Origin of the sequence: Modestobacter sp. DSM 44400, from assembly GCF_900107175.1 — a bacterium.
In the GTDB taxonomy this organism is placed as follows: Bacteria; Actinomycetota; Actinomycetes; order Mycobacteriales; family Geodermatophilaceae; genus Modestobacter.
Genome location: NZ_FNOZ01000001.1, coordinates 420,448 through 434,914, shown reverse-complemented (window position 1 = coordinate 434,914; position 14,467 = coordinate 420,448). Strand labels below are relative to the sequence as shown.

Annotated in this window: 14 protein-coding genes; 7 read left to right on the top strand and 7 right to left on the bottom strand. The window is 75.0% G+C overall.

Annotated features, from left to right (window positions below; all coding sequences use genetic code 11):
• Positions 1 to 40: 40 nt before the first annotated feature.
• The 5 genes from BLW04_RS26480 to BLW04_RS02160 form a co-directional block, all read right to left on the bottom strand.
• Positions 41 to 244, bottom strand: coding sequence for a hypothetical protein (locus tag BLW04_RS26480; protein WP_175483855.1), 204 nt, complete (start codon positions 242 to 244; stop codon positions 41 to 43).
• 53 nt (positions 245 to 297) lie between these two features.
• Positions 298 to 981: an SGNH/GDSL hydrolase family protein gene (locus BLW04_RS02175; protein ID WP_091536678.1), complete on the bottom strand. Its 684-nt coding sequence runs from the start codon at positions 979 to 981 to the stop codon at positions 298 to 300.
• Positions 978 to 3,623, bottom strand: coding sequence for a bifunctional lysylphosphatidylglycerol flippase/synthetase MprF (locus tag BLW04_RS02170; protein WP_091536675.1), 2,646 nt, complete (start codon positions 3,621 to 3,623; stop codon positions 978 to 980). The genes BLW04_RS02175 and BLW04_RS02170 overlap by 4 nt, the downstream gene beginning before the upstream one ends.
• Complete coding sequence (locus BLW04_RS02165) at positions 3,620 to 4,954, bottom strand: alpha/beta hydrolase (RefSeq protein ID WP_175483854.1); 1,335 nt, start codon at positions 4,952 to 4,954, stop codon at positions 3,620 to 3,622. The genes BLW04_RS02170 and BLW04_RS02165 overlap by 4 nt, the downstream gene beginning before the upstream one ends.
• Positions 4,955 to 5,063: 109 nt before the next feature.
• Positions 5,064 to 5,846, bottom strand: coding sequence for an SDR family oxidoreductase (locus tag BLW04_RS02160; RefSeq protein WP_091536670.1), 783 nt, complete (start codon positions 5,844 to 5,846; stop codon positions 5,064 to 5,066).
• An 87-nt stretch (positions 5,847 to 5,933) separates the two neighbouring features.
• On the opposite strand from BLW04_RS02160, the gene mshA reads away from it, so the two are divergent.
• The 3 genes from mshA (at position 5,934) to BLW04_RS02145 (ending at position 9,460) form a co-directional block, all read left to right on the top strand.
• Entirely contained in the window at positions 5,934 to 7,307 is a 1,374-nt protein-coding gene (gene mshA / locus BLW04_RS02155) for a D-inositol-3-phosphate glycosyltransferase (protein ID WP_254780951.1), read from the top strand.
• Between the two features lie 52 nt (positions 7,308 to 7,359).
• On the top strand, positions 7,360 to 7,899 hold the full coding sequence (locus tag BLW04_RS02150) for a type III secretion system chaperone family protein (protein WP_091536668.1): 540 nt from the start codon (positions 7,360 to 7,362) through the stop codon (positions 7,897 to 7,899).
• A 286-nt stretch (positions 7,900 to 8,185) separates the two neighbouring features.
• On the top strand, positions 8,186 to 9,460 hold the full coding sequence (locus BLW04_RS02145) for an aminotransferase class I/II-fold pyridoxal phosphate-dependent enzyme (protein ID WP_175483853.1): 1,275 nt from the start codon (positions 8,186 to 8,188) through the stop codon (positions 9,458 to 9,460).
• 5 nt (positions 9,461 to 9,465) lie between these two features.
• On the opposite strand, the gene BLW04_RS02140 is transcribed toward BLW04_RS02145, so the two are convergent.
• Positions 9,466 to 10,215, bottom strand: coding sequence for a hypothetical protein (locus BLW04_RS02140; RefSeq protein ID WP_091536663.1), 750 nt, complete (start codon positions 10,213 to 10,215; stop codon positions 9,466 to 9,468).
• A 37-nt stretch (positions 10,216 to 10,252) separates the two neighbouring features.
• Here BLW04_RS02140 and BLW04_RS02135 point away from each other — a divergent pair, with 37 nt between their 5' ends.
• Both BLW04_RS02135 and BLW04_RS02130 read left to right on the top strand, forming a co-directional pair.
• Positions 10,253 to 10,552 carry a hypothetical protein gene (locus BLW04_RS02135; protein WP_091536661.1) on the top strand — a complete coding sequence of 100 codons (300 nt, stop codon included), beginning with the start codon at positions 10,253 to 10,255 and terminating at the stop codon, positions 10,550 to 10,552.
• A gap of 22 nt (positions 10,553 to 10,574) precedes the next feature.
• Positions 10,575 to 11,336 carry a phosphoglyceromutase gene (locus BLW04_RS02130; RefSeq protein WP_091536658.1) on the top strand — a complete coding sequence of 254 codons (762 nt, stop codon included), beginning with the start codon at positions 10,575 to 10,577 and terminating at the stop codon, positions 11,334 to 11,336.
• 181 nt (positions 11,337 to 11,517) lie between these two features.
• Here BLW04_RS02130 and phoU read toward each other — a convergent pair whose 3' ends face one another.
• Positions 11,518 to 12,162, bottom strand: coding sequence for a phosphate signaling complex protein PhoU (gene phoU, locus BLW04_RS02125; RefSeq protein WP_091536655.1), 645 nt, complete (start codon positions 12,160 to 12,162; stop codon positions 11,518 to 11,520).
• 222 nt (positions 12,163 to 12,384) lie between these two features.
• On the opposite strand from phoU, the gene BLW04_RS02120 reads away from it, so the two are divergent.
• Positions 12,385 to 13,719 carry a sensor histidine kinase gene (locus BLW04_RS02120; RefSeq protein WP_091536652.1) on the top strand — a complete coding sequence of 445 codons (1,335 nt, stop codon included), beginning with the start codon at positions 12,385 to 12,387 and terminating at the stop codon, positions 13,717 to 13,719.
• Positions 13,716 to 14,396, top strand: a complete 681-nt coding sequence (locus tag BLW04_RS02115; protein WP_091536650.1) for a response regulator transcription factor — start codon at positions 13,716 to 13,718, stop codon at positions 14,394 to 14,396. The genes BLW04_RS02120 and BLW04_RS02115 overlap by 4 nt, the downstream gene beginning before the upstream one ends.
• Positions 14,397 to 14,467: the final 71 nt, after the last annotated feature.

Genomic DNA, 14,467 nt, shown 5'->3' with positions numbered 1-14,467 from the left:
CGATGATCAGCAGGGCGGCGACCCCCCCACAGTCCGAGGGTCACGAACCAGCCCGGACGGTCGGCCGCCAGCTGTTCGCCAGCCGAGGTGGCGAGCCCGGCGGCACCACCGAGGGCCCAGTAGACGTACGCACCGCGAAGGCTGCGGCCCAGGCGGCGGCGAGCCGGCCCCAGCTCATCGCAGCTCCCGTCGGGTGGTCGGCCGCGGCGGCGGTACGGACCTCGACGTCCTCCGGCGGGGTCATCAGCCCACTCTGGCGATTCGTTGCGGCCGGATCAAGATCCGGTCGGTCGACGTTCAGGTGGCCCCAGCGGGGAGCGCCGATGTGGTGCCGGCGGTCCGCAGGATCGCCGTCCGCAGGGCCGCGCCGATCACGTCCGCCCCCGCCTCGTCGGGGTGCACGCCGTCCTCGCTCATGCCGGGCAGCCAGCCACCGTCGGCGCCGCGGACCCCGGCCATCGCGTCGACGAGCTCCCAGCCGTGGTCCCGGGCGAGGACCCGCAGCCGGCGGTTGAGGTCCTGCGTCTGCTGCTCGTACCCGTCCTCCGGTGGGACGGTCGACAGCAGCACGCGCGGCACCTCCGCCTCGGTGGCGATCGTGACGAGGCCGTCCGCGATCCGGGTGACGGCGACGTCGGCGTCGAGGTCGTTGCTGCCGGCCATCAGCACCAGGACGTCGGCGTCGAGGGCCCGCACACCGGCGACCATGTCCGCGGTCGTCGCCCCGCCGTGCGCCCATCCGCCCACCACTTGGACCGCTCCACCCTCGGCCCGCCGGGCCCAGGAGCCGGGGCCGATGTCGCCGTCGTCGAAGTCGAGACTGTCCGCCTCGGTGATCGAGTCGCCCACGACCGCCACCCGCACCACTCCGGGCGCCGGGGAGGGGGCGACCGCCGACGTCTGCCCCGCAGCGGAGGCGGCGCACCCGGTGACGCCCAGGCTGACCAGGGCGCCGAACGCGGTGATGAGCCGCCGGGTCATCGCGTGCTCGCGGAGGTGCGCAGCGGCGTATCCCGGCCCACCGTCGTCGGACCGGCCCCGGGTGCGCCCGGCGCCGGCCCGGTGTGCAACCCCGTGCGCGGCCGGGCGTGCGGCCGGGCGTGCGGCCGGGCCAGCGCCCGGGCCAGCCGGACCGCCTGCCGGACCGAGACGTGCGGGAGGTAGGCGTGCGAGACGGCCGCGGCGATCCGCGGCAGGTCGGTCGGGGCGGTGTAGAGCAGCCACAGCGGGCGCAACTGCGGGGAGAACTTCGCCTTGAAGGCCATCAGCGATCGGAAGCCGTAGACGGGCTCCATCGCCCGGCTCGCGGCCTGTAGCAGCCGGGCCAGCGCGTCGACGTCCGCGATGGGACCGCCGGGCAGCGCCAGCGGCGCTCCGGACAGGCTGACGAACAGCGCGCCCTCCTCCTGGAAGGTCAGCGCCGCAGTGGCGATGAGCAGCTCGACGATCCCGGGCGGGCAGCCCGGTGTTCGTCGCATCAGGTCCAGCGTCCAGCCGACCGGGGTGTCCTGCCGACGGGCCGGCAGCCAACTGGTCAGGCCCAGCACCGCGCCGTCGGCGTCCAGGGCGACCAGGCAGCGGACGGCCGGGTCGGTGAGCTCGTCAAGGCCACCGAGGGTGAACCCCATCTCCGGCAGCCCCTTGCCCGCCAGCCAGGCCTCGGACGCCAGGGTCAACTGCTCGCGCAGCGCCAGCGGTGCGCTGTGCCAGTGCACCCACTGCGTGGTAGTGCCCTCGCGGGCGGCGCGGTTGAGGGCGGTGCGGACGTCCTGCCACTTCCTGCCCACGAACGCGAGCTGCCCCAGGGGCAGCCACGTCTCGGTGGCCACCTGCACCCGGCGCATCCCCGGCAACGCCTCGGCGACGGCGTCGGTCACGCTGTACCAGCACGGGGCCCAGCCCCGGCCGGAGCACCAGGCGGTGAACTGCCGGACGGTCGTCGCGGTCTCCTCCGCCGGCCCGACCGGGTCTCCCGTGGTCAGCGCCACCCCGCCGACGACCCGGTAGGCCACCATCGACCGCCTCCCGGCGGTGAACCAGTACCGGTTGCCGGTCCAGGTCGTCATGAACGACAGCGCGCCGTCGCCGTACCGCCGCACCAGGTCCCGGGCCCGGACGAGGTCGCCGGCGGGTGCCGCCGGCCGGACGACCCGCCAGGCCGTGACCATGAGCACCGCCCAGCACGCCACCCCCGTCCAGTCGGCGAGCAGGCGTGCGACGCCGTGCAGGCGAGCGCCCCGGGGCACCACCTCACCGAGGTAGCCCGGCGGCACCAGCCGGGCCGGCAGGTCCAGCAGCAGCCGGCCCGCCCCCGGGCCGGCCGGGTGGCCGCTGGTCAGTACCAGGCCCGCGGCGAGGTACGCCGCCACGACGACGGTGATGCCGCCGACGGCCAGCGCGGCCCATTGGCGGCCCGCACCGGGTGCGGCCCGGACCTCGAAGCGGCTCCGGGTCACCAGCAGCAACCCGAGGACCAGCCCGGGGGCGACCACCGGGGCCCACAGCGACATCGTCGGCAGGCTGCCCGGGCGAACGGCGAGCAACGGCAGCTGCTCGCCGGGAACGTGCAGGACGAGGGCCACCACGACGGCGCCCACGGCGGTCAGTGTCCCGGTCAGTACCACGGCGCCGACCCACGCCGCACGTCGTCCGCGACGCAGGCCTTCCGCCAGCACCAGCTGCAGCAGCACCGGCAGCACGGACGCCAGCGCCGGGCCGAAGCCGGTCAGCCGGAGCCGGTCCTGCAGGGCCTGGCAGTCGGCGGCGTCGCCACCGGGGCCGCACACCGCGCGGAGCACCTCCGCGGGTGGCCGGCCGGAGACGAAGAGGTGGGAGACGACCGACCACGGCCCGTCCGGGGTCCGGGACAGTGCGGCGACCAGCGGCCCCACCGCGGTCGCGGCGACCAGCAGCGCGATCAGCGCGCGGCTCTCGCGGCGGCTGACCACGCCGTGTTCGAGAACGGCCGCCCGGGCGGGTACCGGCCGCCGACGGGCGGCGAGCACCGCACCGGTCGCCACCCCGATCCCGAACCCGGTCCATCGCAGCACGTCGCCGAGCTGCCCGGAGTACAGCAGCAGCAGGGTGAGCACGACGCCCAGACCCAGCCGGACCCGGCGCCGCCACAGCGGTGACCAGCCGGCCGAGGCCAGTCCGGCGACGGTGAGTGCCGCAGGCAGCGGACCGGCGGCGGACGCGCCGGCGAGCAGGTGGGCCCACCGGTGGCCGGTGGTGCCCAGCAACGCGACCGGGCCCAGCCCGGCCGCGGTGGCGACCACCTGTGCGGCCACCAGGCACAGCGCCAACCGGCGCGACCCCCAGCGGCGCTCCACCGGGACCAGCAGCGCCAGGACGGCGACCGCTGCCAGACCCGCCGCGAGACGTCCGGGCACCACGAGGCCACTGGTCAGCACGGTGTACCACCGACCCGCGGACAGTGCGCCGACACCCGTCGACAGGGCAGCGGGCGCGGTGCTGCCGGCCAGGGCCGTGACCAGCGGGCCCGTGGTCAGCATCGCCACCAGGAGCCCGGCGGTGACCGGGCACCGGCGGGCCGCCGCGGCGAGGCGGACGACGGTGGCGGCGCAGCGCCCGGACGACGCCGCCGTGGCAGGGCCGGTCATCCGGTCAATCCGATGCGCTGAGCGAGCGCCGGGACGGCCTGGCGCAGCGCGGCGTTGGCCAGCGTCCACGAGTGGTCGCCGGGGAGCTCGGCGTAGCTCACGTCGACGCCCGCGGAGACCAGGGCCGACCGCACCGTGGCCGCCTGGCGCCCGAACTGGCTGTCGTGGGCGCCGACGAGCATCAGCGCCCTGCTGCCCGGGAGGCGACGGGTGGCCAGCTCCTCCAACGGGTCGACGGCGGCGAAGGCGACCTGGTCACCACCGAAGGTCGAGGCAACGGTGCCCACCGGGTCCCCGAGCGTGGGGGCCTGCTGACCCGCGATGTCCAGCATGGTCGGGAACAGGTCGGAATGGGCGACGGCCAGCTGCAGCGCGCACGTCCCGCCGTAGGAGAAGCCACCGACGGCCCAGTGGGCACGGTCCGGGTCGATCTGGAGCGCGCCCTCGATCCAGGCCGGGACGTCGACGGACAGGTAGGTGTCGGCCTTGCCCAGCCGGGAGTCCATGCACAGGGGGTTCGCAGTCTCCGCGCCCAGGGCGTCGGGCATCACCACGACCGGGGCGAGGCCCGAGTGGGCGGCGGCGAAGGCGTCCATGGTCTCGGCCACCCCGCCGGCGTCGATCCAGTCGCGAGGGCTGCCCGGCTGCCCGCTGATCAACACCAGGACCGGGAGCAGCGGCCGTTGCGCCGTCAGGTACGCCGGCGGCACGTAGATCCAGGCAGGACGGGCGGTGAATCCGGAACGGGACGCGGGGATCGCCACCTCGGTGACGGCCCCGTTCCCGGGCATGCCGGCCGGAGGCCGCCAGCGCGCCTCCAGCGGGCGACCGTCGGCAAGGGGGACGGCGGCCGCCGCGCCCGCCAGCGCGTGGCCCGGCAGGATGCTTTGGGCCTGGACCTCGTCGTGCGGGGGCAACTGCAGGGCGGCGGCGATCGTGGGGAACGGCGCGTAGACGCGGTCGACCTGGTCGGCGGCCGCCGCGACGACGACGAGCAGCGCGAGCGCGGCGGCGACGCGGCGTGGCCAGCGCTGCCGCCGCCAGCCGGCCGCGGCCAGCGCCAGGGCGAACAGGGCGGCGGCGACCCACGCCGAGATCCTCCGCGGCAGCCGGTCGGGGAACGGGTGGGCCACCGCCAAGGCCACCTCGGCGGCCGCCAGCAGGACCAGCGCCGCCACGACCGCCAGCGGCACCGACCGCAGGAACCACGCGCGCGAGCGGCGCGCGGTGCCCAGCACGAGCAGGCCGAGGACGGCGCCCCCGGTCAGGAGCGGCGGGATCGGCCCCTGCACGAGCGACAGCCCGGTGACGTGACGCCACAGGTCACCCACGTCGTGCTCCTCGCCGTCGCCCAGCCGGTACGGCGACGACTGTGCAGGCAGCAGCTGGGAACTCGCTGACGATCTCCGGAACCCCCGCTGTCCGCTTCGCCGGGGAGCGTCACTCCTCGCGGGCCACTTTGTGCTGGGCCGCCTGCGCCCGCGGGCGCACGACGAGCAGGTCGACATTGACGTGATGCGGGCGGGTGACGGCCCAGGCGATGCAGTCGGCGACGTCCTCGGCCACCAGCGGCTCGCGCACGCCCCGGTAGACCGCGTCCGTCTTCTCCTGCGAGCCCGTGCGGTTGAGCGTGAACTCCTCGGTCTTGACCATGCCGGGAGCGATCTCCACGACCCGCACCGGGGAGTACACCAGCTCCAGCCGCAGCGTCCCGGCCAGCGTGTGCACCCCGTGCTTGGCCGCAGTGTAGGACGCCCCGCCCTTGTAGCTCACCAGCCCGGCGGTCGATCCGACGAACACCAGGTCGCCGGCGCCGGAAGCGATCAACGCGGGGAGCAGCGCCTTGGTCATCGCCACCGAGCCCAGCACGTTGACGTCGAAGGCGCGCCGCCAGGAGTCGAGGTCGGCCTCGGCCACCGGGGCTGCGTCGAACGCACCGCCGGCGTTGTTGACCAGCACGTCGACCCGGTCCAGGCCCTCGGCGAACGCCGACACCGAGGCGGGGTCGGTCACGTCCAGCGGCACCGCATGCCCGCCGATCTCCTCGGCGAGCGCGGTCAGCCGGTCCAGTCGCCGCGCGCCGAGGACCACCTCGAAGCCGTCCGCCGCCAGCCGCCTAGCGGTCGCCGCGCCGATCCCGCTGGAGGCGCCGGTGACGACGGCGACCCGACCTCCGCCGTGGAACGGGACGGCGGCGGACGGCGGGGCGGTGGGGCTGGACATGTGACCATCCTGGCGCTGAGGCAGACTGGGACGTCGATAGGGTGCCCGTTGCAGGTGCCAACCACATGCCCGCGCGGGAGGAGGCACGTGCTCGTTCGCCGGCACCCCCGTCCTGCCTGGCGCACCGAGACGGCTCCACTGCCGTCCCTGCTGCCCCACCGCGTGGCCACGCTCTCGGTGCACACCAGCCCGCTGGACCAGCCCGGCGCCGGTGACGCCGGCGGCATGAACGTCTACATCGTCGAGGTCTCCCGCCGCCTGGCCGCGCGCGGCATCGCCGTCGACGTCTTCACCCGAGCCACCTCCAGCGACCTCCCCCCGGTGGTCGAGATGAGCCCGGGCGTGACCGTCCGGCACGTCAGCGCCGGCCCGTTCGAGGGCCTGGGCAAGGACGACCTGCCCGCCCAGCTGTGCGCGTTCACCGCCGCCGTGCTGCGCGAGGAGGCCCAGCACGAGCCCGGCCACTTCGACGTCGTCCACTCCCACTACTGGCTATCCGGCCAGGTCGGCTGGCTGGCCCGCGACCGCTGGGGCGTGCCGCTGGTCCACTCCGCGCACACCCTGGCCAAGGTCAAGAACGCCGCGCTCGCCGAGGGCGACGCCCCCGAGCCGCGGGCCCGGGTGATCGGCGAGGAACAGGTCGTCGCCGAGGCCGACCGGCTGGTGGCCAACACCGCCGACGAGGCCGCCCAGTTGGTCCGCTGGTACGACGCCGACCCGCGGCGCACGCTCGTCATCCCGCCGGGGGTCGACCTGCAGCGCTTCAGCCCCGGCGACCGGCAGCGAGCCCGGCAGCGGATCGGGGTGCCCGCCGACGCCGTCGTCCTGCTGTTCGTCGGGCGCATCCAGCCGCTCAAGGGCCCCGACCTGCTGCTGCACGCCGCCGCCCGGATGCTCGCCGACGACCCGCCGCTGCGCGCGAAGCTCCAGGTCCTCGTGGTCGGGGCCCCCAGCGGCTCCGGGCTGGCCGAGCCCCAGCGACTGCAGGAGCTCGCGGTCTCCCTCGGCGTCCGCGACGTGGTGCGGTTCCTGCCACCGCAGCCACCCGAGCAGCTCGCCGAGCACTACCGCGCCGCCGACGTGGCCGTCGTCCCCAGTCACAACGAGTCCTTCGGTCTGGTCGCGCTGGAGGCGCAGGCCTGCGGCACGCCGGTCGTGGCCGCTGCCGTCGGCGGCCTGCACACCGCCGTGGACGACGGCGTCTCCGGCCGGCTCGTCGCCGGCCGGGACCCTGCCGACTACGCCGCGGCGATCCGAGGGGTGCTCGCCGGCCGCGAACTGCTCGCCGCCGGCGCCCGGCGGCACGCCAGCCGGTTCGGCTGGGACCGCACGGTCGACTCCCTCGTCGACGCCTACGCCGCGGCGATGGTCGAGATGGCGCAGCAGCCCCCGGTCGGCAGCCGGGAGCGCAGCGCCCGGGACGCCGTCCGGCTGCTGTCCGGCGGCAGCGCTGCGCGATGAGGCGTCTGACAGCACGGCATCGCCGTTCCGTTCCGGCACCGGAGGTGGGTCGATGAGCGAGCGCAGCGTCGCCGAGCTGGCCGCGGTCGTCGAGGGAGCGCTGCGGAACGCCGAACTCGAGTACGAGCAGACCGCCCCCGGCCGCTTCGTGGTCACGCTGCCCGGGGTCAAGAAGCTCAAGACGGTCGTCGGGCTCATCGTCGGCGAGCACGGCTTCCGGATCGAGGCGTTCGTCTGCCGGCAGCCCGACGAGAACCGCGAGCAGTTGTGGGCGTGGCTGCTGCAGCACAACTCGCGGATGTACGGGGTCAGTTACTCCATCGACGGCGTCGGCGACGTCTACCTCACCGGCCGGCTCGGGCACGGCGCCGTCACCCCAGAGGAGATCGACAAGCTGCTGGGGTCGGTGCTCAGCTACGCCGACGAGCACTTCAACACCATGCTCGAGATCGGTTTCGGCACCTCCATCCGGCGGGAGTGGGCCTGGCGGGTCAAGCGCGGTGAATCGCTGCGCAACCTGGAGGCCTTCGCCGCGTTCGCCGACCCGGATGGCCAGGCAGGCCGGACGACGGAGGAACCGTCATCGCAGTGAGCGGCTCCCACGCGGTCGGCTGAACCCCCGCGGCTGGGCCGCGCGGGCGGCGGTCGTCGTCCTGGCCTGGATGCCCGGTGGCGGACGCCGGCCACCACTCCGTAGCCCGCGGTAGAGCCGTCCCGTCGCTGCCCGGGTGACGTCCGGGGCGTCACTCGTGAGCCGCGCCGTACCTGCCCGGATGACCCTCGGGCGACGTGCCGCCGACGCGTGGACCACGCAGCGTGAGGGTGGACAAGCTGACGGGGAGTGGCCGCGAGCGTCGCGCCCGCAGGCGGGAGTCGCCGTGCCCGACGGCCGCACGATCTACCCGGTCCCGTCCCTGCCGCACCCGACCGGCCGCCGGGGCCCTTTCGGATCGCTGATGGCCAACAGCCGGGCCGAGGCGTTCCGGCAGCACGACCGGGCGGGCGTGGCGAGCCATGCGGTGCCCGCGGCCGGTGCCCCGCTGCCGGAGACACTGTTCGCGGACGGCCGGACCCGGGTCGACTTGGGACGCAACAACTACCCGGGCCTGGCCGGCGACCCCCAGATCATCGGGGCCGCGGTCGCCGCGCTGCGCCGCTACGACACGAGCTCCTCCGGAAGCCGGGTGCTCAACGGCACCACCCGCCTGCACCTCACGCTGGAGGAGGAGCTCGGCGACCACGCCCGTACCGAGGCCGCGGTGCTCACCTCCTCCGGGATCAACGCCAATCTGGCGGTGCTGTCCACGACCGGCGCCCCCGGGGACGTGCTGCTGGTCGACACCCACGCACACGCCAGCGTCCACGCCGCCGCCGCGGCCAGTCGCGCCACGGTGGTGCGCTTCCGGCACAACTCCCTCGAGTCGCTGGTCTCCCGGCTGGAACGGCTGGACCCCGCGGCGGGTCTGGTCGTCGTCATCGACGGGGTGTACTCGATGACCGGGGAGACCGCCCCGCTGGCCGAGCTCGCCGAGTTGCGTGACCGCTGGTCGGCACGGCTGGTCGTCGACGAGGCGCACGGCTTCGGGGTCGGCGCGACCGGCCGGGGTGCGGCCGAGGCGGCCGGCGTGGACGGCCGGGTCGACGCGACGACGATCGCCGTCAGCAAGTCCCTGGCCAGCGTGGGCGGTGCGGTGCAGACCCCCGGGGCTGTGACCGACGGCGTCCGGGCCAGCGCGCTGCGCTACGTCTTCAGCGCGGCCAACGACCCCGCCGCGGTGGCCGCCGCGCCGGCGGCACTGCGCGTGCTGCGGCGCGAGCCGGAGCGGATGGGCCGCCTGCGCGCGAACGGGGACCTGCTGCGCCGGGTGCTCACCGAGGCCGGGCCGAGACCGCCTCCGTGCCCGGCAGCGGCGCCGCGCTGGCCGTGCCGACGGGGAACGACGACGCCACCCTGGCCGCGTGGAGTGCCGCCCATCGGGCCGGGGTCTACACCAACGCCGTCGGCCACCCGGCGGTGCCGCGGGGCTCCGGTGTGCTGCGGCTGTCCGTCATGGCGACCCACACGGAAGAACAGCTCCGGCGGGCCGGCGAGGTGCTCGCGGCGGCCGTGCGGTTCACCCGGGCGGAGACCCCGGGCCGAGAGCGTCGCCTGAGCCCCTCACGCCGTTCCCGGCCACCACCACGTCGTCCCGGTGCTCGGCCGGTCGTCGGGGAGCCGGACGAGAGCGGCGGCCACCTCGGCGTCCCGGGAGGCCGGCAGGCACAACCGGCGACGGGTGAACGCGAGCACGTCGGCGGCGGAGGCGTCCCGCCAGGGATCGGTGCGCGGCCACGTCCGGAACTGCGCCTCGAGCCCCAGCTCGGCGAGCACCGCCCCGAACAGGTCCGCGGTGGGCCCGGTGGGGCGCTCCTGGCCGTGGAAGTGACGCCACATCCCGGCCATCGACGTCCACGGGTGGGTGTCGGTGAGCTCCACGACCACTCGGCGGCGCGCGTGCCCGGTCAGCCCGGTTACGAACGCGGCGATGTCCGGGACGTTGTAGACGACGTTGGCGGCGACCACGACGTCGGCGGCCGGAACCTGGTCGGCCACGTCCGGCCAGCGCCCGCGCCAGGTGCGGGCGCCCGGGGCGGCGGCTGCGAACCGGGCCAGCAGCTCCGCCGACTCGTCCACCCCGAGCAGCTCCGGGGCGCCCACCGGGATGCTGGCCGCGCCGCCGCCACAGCCGACGTCCAGCACGCTGACCGGCTGCAGCTCGGCGACGGCGCGGTGGGTGGTCGCGGCTCCGCGGTCGGCGCCGAACAGGCCGGCCGGGAACCCGTAGGGCGACTCGGGCGCGGCGGCGAGCAGCTGTGGGTCGATGGCCCAGGCAGCCAGGTCGTCGGCCCAGTGGGTGGCGGCGCTCATGGGCCGATCCTGCCCTGCGGCGCTAGCGTGTGCCCCGATGCCGGATCCTGCCGCACCGCAGCGCCGGGTCCGGGCCCTGATGGGGGTCGTCGCGGCCTCGGCGCTGGCCTACCCGCTGCTGCTGTGCGCCGTGGAGCTGGTGTTCGCCCAGCTGTACTTGATCCGGACGGGCGCCGTCGTCGCCTGGGGGGGCCTCGCCGTGCTGTGCTGCGTGGGCGTGGTGGCCGCCGTCCGCTGGGGCGCCGCCCGGCCGGTCCGGAGTCCGTGGTTGCTGGCCGGGCTGGCGCCGCCGGTGCTCTACGAGCTGTGGCTGGTCTGGCCACTGCTCACGCGGTGAACCACTCGGGCAGGATGCACCCGTGACCGACACCGGGACCCTCGTGCTGCTCCGCCACGGCGAGAGCGAGTGGAACAAGGCCAACCTGTTCACCGGCTGGGTGGACGTCGAGCTGTCGCAGAAGGGGCGGGCCGAGGCCACCCGCGGCGGGCAGCTCCTGACCGAGCACGGGCTGCTGCCCGACGTGCTGCACACCTCGCTGCTGCGCCGGGCGATCACCACCGCCGAGCTGGCGTTGTCGGCGGCCGACCGGCACTGGATCCCGGTGCGGCGGTCGTGGCGGCTCAACGAGCGGCACTACGGCGCACTGCAGGGCATGGACAAGGCCGCCACCCTCGCCGAGTACGGCGAGGAACAGTTCATGACCTGGCGCCGCAGCTACACGACGCCGCCGCCGCCGATCGAGCCGGGCAGCGACTACAGCCAGGACGCCGACCCGCGCTACGCGTTCCTGCCGCCGGAGGCCCGCCCGCTCACCGAGTGCCTGGCCGACGTCGTCGTCCGGATGCTGCCCTACTGGTACGACGCGATCGTGCCGGACCTGCGCAGCGGCGCCACCGTGCTGGTGACCGCGCACGGCAACAGCCTGCGGGCCCTGGTGAAGCACCTGGACGGCATGGGGGCGGAGGAAGTCGTCGGCCTGAACATCCCGACCGGCGTCCCGCTGCGCTACGACCTGGACGCCGACCTGCGGCCGGTCAAGACCGGCGGCGAGTACCTCGATCCCGACGCGGCGGCTGCCGCCATCGAGGCGGTCAAGAACCAGGGCAAGGGCAAGAAGTGAGGAGAGGCCTCATCCGGTGGGCCATCGGGTGAGGCATCTTTCGTACTGGGCGACGCGCTGCGCCGCAAGGCGCTGATTCGACGGCGCGGGGGCCGGAGGCTCCCCGCCGTCGGACCACGAAACGGCTCAGCGGACGTCGGCAGGGCACCTGGCTGGGGTTGGAGCCCGAAGGGCGACGGTCCTAAGCGGGCCGTTCGCCGGTGACCAGGTAGACCACCCGCCGTGCCACGCTCACCGCGTGGTCGGCGAACCGCTCGTAGTACCGGCCCAGCAGCGTGATGTCGATGGCCGACTCGATGCCGTGCCGCCAGTCCTCGCTGAGCAGCTCGCGGAACAGTTGGGCGTGCAGCCGGTCCATCAGGTCGTCGTCGGCCTCCAGCTCGACGGCGGCCGCGACGTCGCGCTTGGCGATGATCGTGCCGGCCTTGGTCACCAGGCTCTCCGCCACGTTGCCGGCGTCGAGGAAGATCGGCCGGACCTCCTGGGGCACCGCCGAGTCGGGGAAGCGCATGCGGGCGACCTTGGCAATGTGCGCGGCCAGGTCGCCCATCCGCTCCAGGTCACCCACGATCCGCATCGCGGTGGTGATCATGCGCAGGTCCGTCGCGACCGGCTGCTGGCGGGCCAGCAGGGTGAAGCAGCGCTGCTCGATGCTCTCCCGCACACCGTCGATGTGCTCGTCGCCGGCGATCACCAGGTCGGCGAGAGCGACGTCGGCGTCCAGCAGGGCGGTGGTCGCGGTGCTCATCGCCGAGCCCACCGAGTTGGCCATCTCGACGAGGCAGGACGTGATGTCGTCCAGTTCTCCACGGTAACTCTCGCGCATGGTGTGTCCCTCTCCGTTGCGGCGCCGTCGTCGCCGCAGGTCACCCAGGGTGCCGAGCCGCCCGCCGGGCAGCCGGTGAGGCCGACGCTAGACAGCCGGCCGTGGCCCCAGGGGGCCGGCGAGTGAACGGACCGGCACGCCCCGGTGAACAGTTCCTCCTCGGTCGGGTGAGGCCGCCCGCAACGGCTGGTCAGGCATCCGCGGCGTTCTAACATCGACGGCGTGGACCCCGTGCTCGCCGGACTGGTGGGCCTGGTGCTCGGCCTGCTGCTCGCGTCGGCGGCGCTGGTGACCGGGCTCCTCTGGCGCGCCCGGGGGCGCCCGGGTGGAGCCACCGGTGCCGGGACCCCGCGCGACGAGCGCGACGACGGCGAGGCGGCTCTCAGCCGGCGGCTGCTGGACCTGATGGACCCCGCGGTCGTCCTGCTCGGCCCGGACGAGTCGGTGCTGGTGGCCAACCCCTCCGCCCGTGCGCTGGGCATCCTGCGCGGCGAGCGGCTGCTCGTGCCGGGGCTGCTGGAGGTCGCCCGCACGGTGCAGGCCGGCGGCAGCCGCCGCGCCGATGTCGCGCTGCCCGGCGACCTGGTCGGTGGCGGGCCGCGGATGGTGGGCGTGCACGGGGTGCGGCTGGCCAGCGGCCCTCCGCTGACCCCCGGCCCGGTCGCCCTCGTGCTGCAGGACGTCACCGAGACCCGCCGGGTGGAGGCCGTGCGCCGCGACTTCGTGGCCAACGTCGGACACGAGCTCAAGACCCCGGTCGGTGCGCTGGCGCTGCTCGCCGAGGCGGTCGCCGGGGCCGCCGACGACCCCGAGACGGTGCAGCGCTTTGCCGCACGGATGAGCCACGAAGCCGACCGGCTGTCCCGGCTGGTGCGCGAGCTGATCGACCTCTCCAGGCTGCAGGGCGCCGAACCGCTGCCCGACCTGACCCCGGTGAGCATCGGCCGGGTGGTCGCCGAGGCGGTCGACCGAACCCGGGCGGCGGCCGCGGCCAAGGACATCCACCTGGCCGTCGGTGCCCAGCCCAGCCTGGTGGTGCGCGGGGTCGAGGCGCAGCTGGCGACGGCGCTGACCAACCTGCTCGCCAACGCGGTGGCCTACAGCCCCCCCGGTACGACGATCGCCGTCGGCGCCCGGGCCCGCTCAGGGTTCGCCGAGATCGCCGTGACCGACTCCGGCATCGGGATCCCGTGCCCGGACCGGGCCCGGGTCTTCGAGCGCTTCTACCGGGTTGACCAGTCCCGGGCCAGTGCCACTGGTGGGACCGGCCTGGGCCTGGCCATCGTCAAGCACGTGGCCAGTAACCACGGCGGCTCGGTGTCGGTGTGGAGCGAGGAGGGCCTGGGCTCGACGTTCACCCTGCGGATCCCGCTGGCCGCCGGCGGCGACCGGCCGGTCGAGGAGGGCGGCGACGACCGGCCCCCGGTGCCGCCGCTGGCCGCGCTGCGCGGCATCCCCCGCGCCCTTCCCGACGCGGCGGCCGTACCCGACCACGGCCCCGCAGGGGCCGCGGCAGACGACGGCCCTCCCGGGGTCGCGAGGAGAGGACGGTCATGACCCGAGTGCTCGTGGTGGAGGACGAGGAGTCCTTCTCCGATGCCCTGTCGTACATGCTGCGCCGGGAGGGCTACGAGACCGTGGTCGCCGCCGACGGGCCGGGAGCGCTGGCCGAATTCGACCGGGGCGGGGCCGACATCGTGCTGCTCGACCTGATGCTGCCCGGCCTGTCGGGCACCGAGGTGTGCCGGACATTGCGGGCCAAGAGCTCCGTGCCGATCATCATGCTGACCGCCAAGGACACCGAGATCGACAAGGTCGTGGGCCTGGAGCTGGGCGCGGACGACTACGTGACCAAGCCGTACTCCGCCCGGGAGCTCGTCGCCCGGATGCGGGCCGTGCTGCGCCGGGGCGCCGAGGGCGAACCGGGTGCCGACTCGACGCTGGCCGCCGGTCCGGTCCGGCTGGACGTCGACCGGCACGTGGTCGCCGTCGACGGCCAGCCGGTGTCGCTGCCGCTCAAGGAGTTCGACCTGCTAGAGCTGTTGCTGCGCAACGCCGGCCGGGTGCTCACCCGCGGGCAACTGATCGACCGGGTGTGGGGCGCGGACTACGTGGGGGACACCAAGACCCTCGACGTCCACGTCAAGCGGTTGCGCGCCAAGATCGAGCCCGACCCCGCCAATCCGCGCCACCTGGTCACGGTGCGCGGCCTGGGCTACAAGCTCGAGGCCTGACCCACTGTCGGCCTTCGGCCTCCAACCGCGGCCAGGAAGCAGCTCACCGGGCGCTGGGCCGCTTCCCGTCA

Excerpts from the sequence above, each read along its gene's own strand:
- BLW04_RS02175 (WP_091536678.1), bottom strand. The coding sequence starts at position 981 with ATGACCCGGCGGCTCATCACCGCGTTCGGCGCCCTGGTCAGCCTGGGC.
- BLW04_RS26480 (WP_175483855.1), bottom strand. The coding sequence starts at position 244 with ATGACCCCGCCGGAGGACGTCGAGGTCCGTACCGCCGCCGCGGCCGAC.
- BLW04_RS02135 (WP_091536661.1), top strand. The coding sequence starts at position 10,253 with ATGCCGGATCCTGCCGCACCGCAGCGCCGGGTCCGGGCCCTGATGGGG.
- BLW04_RS02150 (WP_091536668.1), top strand. The coding sequence starts at position 7,360 with ATGAGCGAGCGCAGCGTCGCCGAGCTGGCCGCGGTCGTCGAGGGAGCG.
- BLW04_RS02170 (WP_091536675.1), bottom strand. The coding sequence starts at position 3,623 with ATGACCGGCCCTGCCACGGCGGCGTCGTCCGGGCGCTGCGCCGCCACC.
- BLW04_RS02160 (WP_091536670.1), bottom strand. The coding sequence starts at position 5,846 with ATGTCCAGCCCCACCGCCCCGCCGTCCGCCGCCGTCCCGTTCCACGGC.
- phoU (WP_091536655.1), bottom strand. The coding sequence starts at position 12,162 with ATGCGCGAGAGTTACCGTGGAGAACTGGACGACATCACGTCCTGCCTC.
- BLW04_RS02115 (WP_091536650.1), top strand. The coding sequence starts at position 13,716 with ATGACCCGAGTGCTCGTGGTGGAGGACGAGGAGTCCTTCTCCGATGCC.
- BLW04_RS02140 (WP_091536663.1), bottom strand. The coding sequence starts at position 10,215 with ATGAGCGCCGCCACCCACTGGGCCGACGACCTGGCTGCCTGGGCCATC.